Here is a 6081-nt window from a genome sequence, read left to right as displayed (position 1 = left end):
TAGTTTTGATACTGTGATTAAAGTTGTAAAAGCACTGAATTTACGCTTAGCAATTTAAAAAAAGTTATTAAAAAATGGAGCTTTAGGCTCCATTTTTTAATTTCGTATAAGGTGTATTATGTTAATTTTAGAAATTCTTAATTTCCATCTATCCAAACTTGCTTGATCCAATCTGCTAAATCTTCCCACTGCTCATCGCTATATCCATCTGCTGTCCAATATCTAATTTTATGATTAGGAGATAGGCAATAATAACTACCATTATCTTCACAAATAGGTAGCCAATCTTCTGGCAGACCTTGCTCCCTAGCATCATTTAATATCTGAGATAGCCCTCGATAGCATTCTTTCTCATCTGTAAGAGACGCTAATTCAATTGTTCCATAAAAGATATTGCTAATCTCTTTCAAAACTTTTTTATAATCTTTTGGAAAAATAAAACCTATTTTTCGTTCATAAGCAGATATGAAAATATCATCAGGTAGTTCTATGTTTAGACGACTATTCCCAGATAGTTCTTTTAATTCTTGAATAATGTTATCAAGCTTATTTTGCATATACATTCTGCTCTATCGCATTAAAGTTCTTACTACAATTTAACATAATGGCTGTTATGCGAAACGAGATCTACCAGCTCTCGTTTTTTGTTATGGAAACTGCTAAAATTCAAATACGCCATTGACGTATAAAGAGTCCATGTTATTTATTGAAACCAGCATCTTTACCAAGCAAATTAAAGACCTTGTATCTGATGAGGAATATCGTCAACTTCAGCAAGATCTTTTGGTACAGCCTGATAGAGGTGACCTAATCAAGAATGGCGGTGGTATTCGCAAAGTACGTTGTGCTCAAGGTAACAAAGGGAAAAGTGGTGGGATACGGGTGATTTATTATTGGGTCACCGAGGATGATCAGATCTTTTTCTTAGTGGCTTATCCAAAATCAGTAAAAGATAATTTAACAGATAAGGAAACCGCCATTCTGCACCAACTCGTGAAGGAGCAATTTCATGGATAACAACTTATTTGATGACTTGGTTGCTTCAATCAAAGAAGCTGGAGCTATCAAACGTAAAGAAGTTAAAGCAAGCCGAGTTACAGAACTCGAATTGCCTGATATTAAAGAAGTACGTGAAAAAACTGGCTTGAGCCAAAATGAATTTGCTGCACGTCTACATATTAGCCCCCGTACCCTGCAAAATTGGGAACAGGGACGACGCTATCCAACTGGACCAGCAGCTACATTGATTCGAATTTTAGATGCTCACCCAAGCCTTATTTGAAAAAATTACTTAAAAAATGGGAGCTTAAGGCTCCCATTTTTATTTCGTATAAGGTGTATTATGTTAATTTTAGAAAATCTTCACTACTATTATTTTAAAATAAGCCTTATATCCAAGCATAAAACAAGGTTGTCTAGACTTCTTTTAACAGTAAAGTTATCATAAAACTGAATTTTATTTTTTAGGTAAGTTTATGCATTCTATCCGCATTCGTTAAGACACAACTATTTGCATAGTGACACTATTTTATAATGGTGGGCTTTTGTTGTGTCTTTAAGAATATATGCGGATATATAAAGTAAAAGTATGCTTAATTTATAAGTATGCTTTTAGTGCATAGTTTCCAGTTATAACTTAATTGACTAGCTATTTGTCCACCCTGTGGATGAATAGCTTTTTTTTTGGGAGGACACTGTGATGCTAGCTTTTGTTTTCACCTAAATCCTGTTTGCTGCATAAAAAATTTCAAGAGCTAAACAGGAGTAAATAAAAATGAGTTTAATTATTAAAGCGAGAAACATACGCTTGGATTATGCTGGGCGTGATGTTTTGGATATTGATGAATTGGAAATTCACTCTTATGACCGTATTGGTCTTGTGGGTGATAACGGAGCAGGAAAGAGTAGTTTACTCAAAGTACTTAATGGCGAAATTGTTTTAGCCGAAGCGACATTACAGCGTTTTGGTGATTTTGCACATATCAGCCAACTGGGCGGAATCGAAATAGAAACGGTCGAAGACCGGGCAATGTTATCTCGCCTTGGTGTTTCCAATGTACAAAACGACACAATGAGTGGCGGAGAGGAAACTCGTGCAAAAATTGCTGCCGCATTTTCCCAACAAGTACATGGCATTCTAGCGGATGAACCAACCAGCCACCTTGATCTCAATGGAATAGATCTACTTATTGGTCAACTTAAAGCATTTGATGGAGCATTACTTGTTATCAGTCATGACCGATATTTTCTTGATATGGTTGTAGACAAGATATGGGAGTTAAAAGACGGTAAAATTACGGAATATTGGGGTGGTTACTCGGATTACTTGCGTCAAAAAGAAGAAGAGCGACAACACCAAGCCGTAGAATATGAGCTGATGATGAAGGAACGGGAGCGATTAGAATCTGCTGTGCAAGAAAAACGCCAGCAAGCTAATCGATTAGACAATAAGAAAAAAGGAGAAAAATCCAAAAACTCTACCGAAAGTGCTGGACGACTTGGGCATGCAAAAATGACTGGCACCAAGCAAAGAAAACTGTATCAGGCAGCTAAGAGTATGGAAAAGCGTTTGGCTGCATTAGAAGATATTCAAGCACCAGAGCATTTGCGTTCTATTCGTTTTCGTCAAAGTTCAGCCCTAGAACTGCACAATAAGTTCCCGATTACGGCAGATGGTCTGAGCTTAAAATTTGGTAGCCGTACTATCTTTGATGACGCTAACTTTATAATACCGCTTGGCGCTAAAGTCGCTATAACTGGATCGAATGGAACAGGGAAAACGTCCTTGTTAAAAATGATATCAGAACGTGCTGATGGATTAACCATATCTCCAAAAGCTGAAATTGGCTACTTTACACAAACAGGATATAAATTTAACACGCATAAATCTGTGCTCTCCTTTATGCAGGAAGAGTGCGAGTACACAGTTGCGGAAATTCGTGCAGTATTGGCTTCAATGGGGATCGGAGCGAATGATATTCAAAAAAACTTATCCGACTTATCGGGAGGTGAAATCATCAAACTGCTTTTATCCAAAATGCTTTTAGGAAAATATAATATTTTGCTTATGGATGAACCAGGAAACTATCTTGACCTAAAAAGTATTGCCGCATTAGAAACAATGATGAAGTCCTATGCAGGAACTATTATCTTCGTATCTCATGACAAGCAATTGGTCGATAATATTGCTGACATTATCTACGAGATCAAAGACCACAAAATCATCAAGACTTTTGAGAGAGATTGTTAATGATAGCCAATCTAATCCGAACATTAATTATTGAACTCTTTAAAGGAAATTAAAAATGACAATTCAAGATATTCAATCACTTGCTGAAGCACACGGCTTGTTGCTTACGGACAAAATGAATTTCAATGAAATGGGCATTGATTTTAAGGTCGTTTTTGCTCTTGATACAAAGGGGCAACAATGGTTGCTGCGTATTCCTCGTCGTGATGGCATGAGGGAACAAATCAAGAAAGAAAAACGCATTTTAGAATTGGTAAAAAAACATCTTTCTGTAGAGGTTCCTGATTGGAGAATTTCATCTACAGAATTAGTGGCTTATCCCATACTTAAAGATAATCCTGTTTTAAATTTGGATGCTGAAACCTATGAAATAATTTGGAATATGGACAAAGATAGCCCGAAATACATAACATCTTTGGCAAAAACCTTATTTGAAATCCATAGTATTCCTGAAAAAGAAGTTCGGGAAAATGATTTGAAAATTATGAAACCTTCAGATTTAAGACCTGAAATAGCAAACAATTTGCAGTTAGTAAAATCTGAAATTGGTATAAGTGAGCAATTGGAAACCCGCTACAGAAAATGGTTGGATAATGATGTTCTATGGGCAGATTTCACCCAATTTATACATGGCGATTTATATGCTGGGCATGTACTAGCTTCAAAGGATGGAGCTGTTTCAGGCGTTATTGATTGGTCAACAGCCCATATAGATGACCCAGCGATTGATTTTGCTGGGCATGTAACTTTGTTTGGAGAAGAAAGCCTCAAAACTCTAATCATCGAGTATGAAAAACTAGGGGGTAAAGTTTGGAATAAACTATATGAACAGACTTTAGAAAGAGCAGCGGCCTCTCCTTTGATGTATGGTTTATTTGCCTTAGAAACTCAAAATGAAAGCCTTATCGTTGGAGCAAAAGCTCAGTTGGGAGTTATATAATTTAAAAATATGATTGCTGAGAACTGCCTTGTTTTGAAACTTGGTTGGCTTTAATTAGTTTTTAGTATTCTTTATAGAAAATGCCTCGATCAAGGGGCATTTCTAACAATCATTTAACATAAAATTTCTTATGTGAAGTAACCTTGTTAGAAACCATTTAAAGTGTCTATATTCTCACCAATAAAAATGTCTAGTTTATGATGGTTTTTACCATCATGGACTGGATATAAATTAGAGATGTTGATCACTATGTCTGACAAGGAAATTCAACGTCTTGCAGTTCTGCAAGACGTTCGAGATCATCGTATTACCCAGGTCCGTGCTGCTGAAATCCTGAATCTTTCCACTCGTCAAATTACCCGGTTATTGCAGAAACTCAATCAAGACGGTGTTTCAGGTCTGGCACATGCCAGTCGTGGTCAACCTGGCCATCATCGCCATGATGAGTTATTAAAATCAAAATGTCTTTCCATTATTTCTGAACATCTGCTGGGCTTTGGACCTACCTTGGCGCATGAGAAGCTCAGCAGCATATTTGACCTGAATATCCCGGTAGAAACGGTTCGGCGCTGGATGATGGCCAATGACCTCTGGATTCCGCGATCCAAGCGCCTTAAACGTCCATATCAGCCACGTTATAACCGGGATTGCTTCGGTGAGCTGATCCAGATTGATGGCTCATATCATGACTGGTTCGAAGGACGCGCTGCTAAGTGCTGTTTATTGGTGTATATCGATGATGCCACTGGAAAGCTGTTGCATCTACGCTTCTGTGAGGCGGAAACCACCTTCGACTATATGCTTTCAACCCGAGCCTACATTGAACAATACGGCAAACCTCTGGCCTTTTATAGCGACAAACATTCGGTATTCAGAGTTAATCAGAAATCCAGGAAAGACAGCCAGATCACGCAATTTGGGCGGATTCTGAACGAGTTAAATATTGATATTATCTTTGCCAACTCACCACAGGCTAAAGGTCGCGTAGAACGCGCGAATAGAACCCTTCAAGACCGTTTGATCAAGGAGATGCGTCTGGAAGGCATCAGTTCAATTGCCGAAGCCAATGCATGGCTACCCTGCTTCATTGAGCACTTCAATCAGAAGTTTGCCAAGTGTGCGAGAAACTCGAAGAATTTACATCGATCTTTAACGGAATCTGATGCTGAGCTGGAGGATATATTCACTTGGCAGGAACCGCGTAAGGTCACGAAGAACCTAACCATCACCTATGACAAGTGTATTTATCTGCTTGAACCGACAGAGCTGAATCATAAGCTTGTTGGGCAATACATTTCATTTCTGGAGTACCCGGATGGCACTGTGGCCCTCATGCATGAAGGACGGAAGATCAACGGCACTGTTGCAAATAGGCTGACATGATAAGCTAAATATCTTATTTATTTCGAGATACAGCAGATGAATCCCTTCCACGGTCGGCACTTTCAAGGTGAAATCATTCTTTGGGCTGTTCGTTGGTATTGTAAATATGGCATCAGCTATCGTGAACTTCAGGAAATGCTGGCCGAACGTGGAGTGAATGTTGATCACACCACAATTTATCGCTGGGTTCAGCGTTATGCTCCAGAAATGGAAAAACGTTTACGTTGGTATTGGCGTAATCCTACAGATCGACATTTATGGCATCTGGATGAAACTTACGTAAAAGTGAATGGCAAATGGGCATATCTATACCGTGCAGTTGACCAACGTGGCCATACTCTTGATTTCTATCTTTCTGCTAGACGAAATACCCATTCAGCTTATTGTTTTCTTGGAAAAATTTTAAATAATGTGAAGAAGTGGCAAATTCCACAAGTGATCAACACGGATAAAGCACCCACATATGGACGTGCTTTATCACGGTTAAAACGGGAAGGTAAATGTCCAC

At 38.4% G+C, this 6081-nt stretch carries 6 protein-coding genes and 1 pseudogene; 6 read left to right on the top strand and 1 reads right to left on the bottom strand.

Annotated features, from left to right (window positions below):
• Positions 1-137: 137 nt before the first annotated feature.
• Positions 138-557, bottom strand: coding sequence for an SMI1/KNR4 family protein (locus FTU46_RS16405; RefSeq protein WP_001180106.1), 420 nt, complete (start codon positions 555-557; stop codon positions 138-140).
• A gap of 139 nt (positions 558-696) precedes the next feature.
• Here FTU46_RS16405 and FTU46_RS16400 point away from each other — a divergent pair, with 139 nt between their 5' ends.
• The 6 genes and pseudogenes from FTU46_RS16400 to FTU46_RS16375 all read left to right on the top strand — a co-directional run.
• Positions 697-1017 carry a type II toxin-antitoxin system RelE/ParE family toxin gene (locus tag FTU46_RS16400; RefSeq protein ID WP_000897307.1) on the top strand — a complete coding sequence of 107 codons (321 nt, stop codon included), beginning with the start codon at positions 697-699 and terminating at the stop codon, positions 1015-1017.
• A complete protein-coding gene (gene nadS / locus FTU46_RS16395) occupies positions 1010-1282 on the top strand; it encodes a NadS family protein (protein ID WP_000369781.1) in 273 nt (90 codons plus the stop codon). Before FTU46_RS16400 ends, nadS begins: the two co-directional genes overlap by 8 nt.
• Positions 1283-1774: 492 nt before the next feature.
• On the top strand, positions 1775-3250 hold the full coding sequence (msr(E), locus tag FTU46_RS16390) for an ABC-F type ribosomal protection protein Msr(E) (RefSeq protein WP_000052512.1): 1476 nt from the start codon (positions 1775-1777) through the stop codon (positions 3248-3250).
• Between the two features lie 55 nt (positions 3251-3305).
• Positions 3306-4190 (top strand): Mph(E) family macrolide 2'-phosphotransferase, encoded by an 885-nt coding sequence (locus FTU46_RS16385; RefSeq protein ID WP_000155092.1) that lies wholly within the window; start codon positions 3306-3308, stop codon positions 4188-4190.
• A gap of 237 nt (positions 4191-4427) precedes the next feature.
• Positions 4428-5567 (top strand): annotated as a pseudogene (locus tag FTU46_RS16380) (ISNCY family transposase); the annotation flags it as partial.
• Positions 5568-5609: 42 nt separating this feature from the next.
• Positions 5610-6081, top strand: a 472-nt coding sequence (locus tag FTU46_RS16375) for an IS6 family transposase (protein ID WP_151817486.1), incomplete at its 3' end; no start/stop codon positions are given.

The organism is Acinetobacter sp. YH12108 (assembly GCF_013419055.1).
Lineage (GTDB): Bacteria > Pseudomonadota > Gammaproteobacteria > Pseudomonadales > Moraxellaceae > Acinetobacter.
The sequence above is the reverse complement of the archived record's forward strand: the minus strand, read 5'-3'. Positions and strand labels throughout refer to the sequence as shown.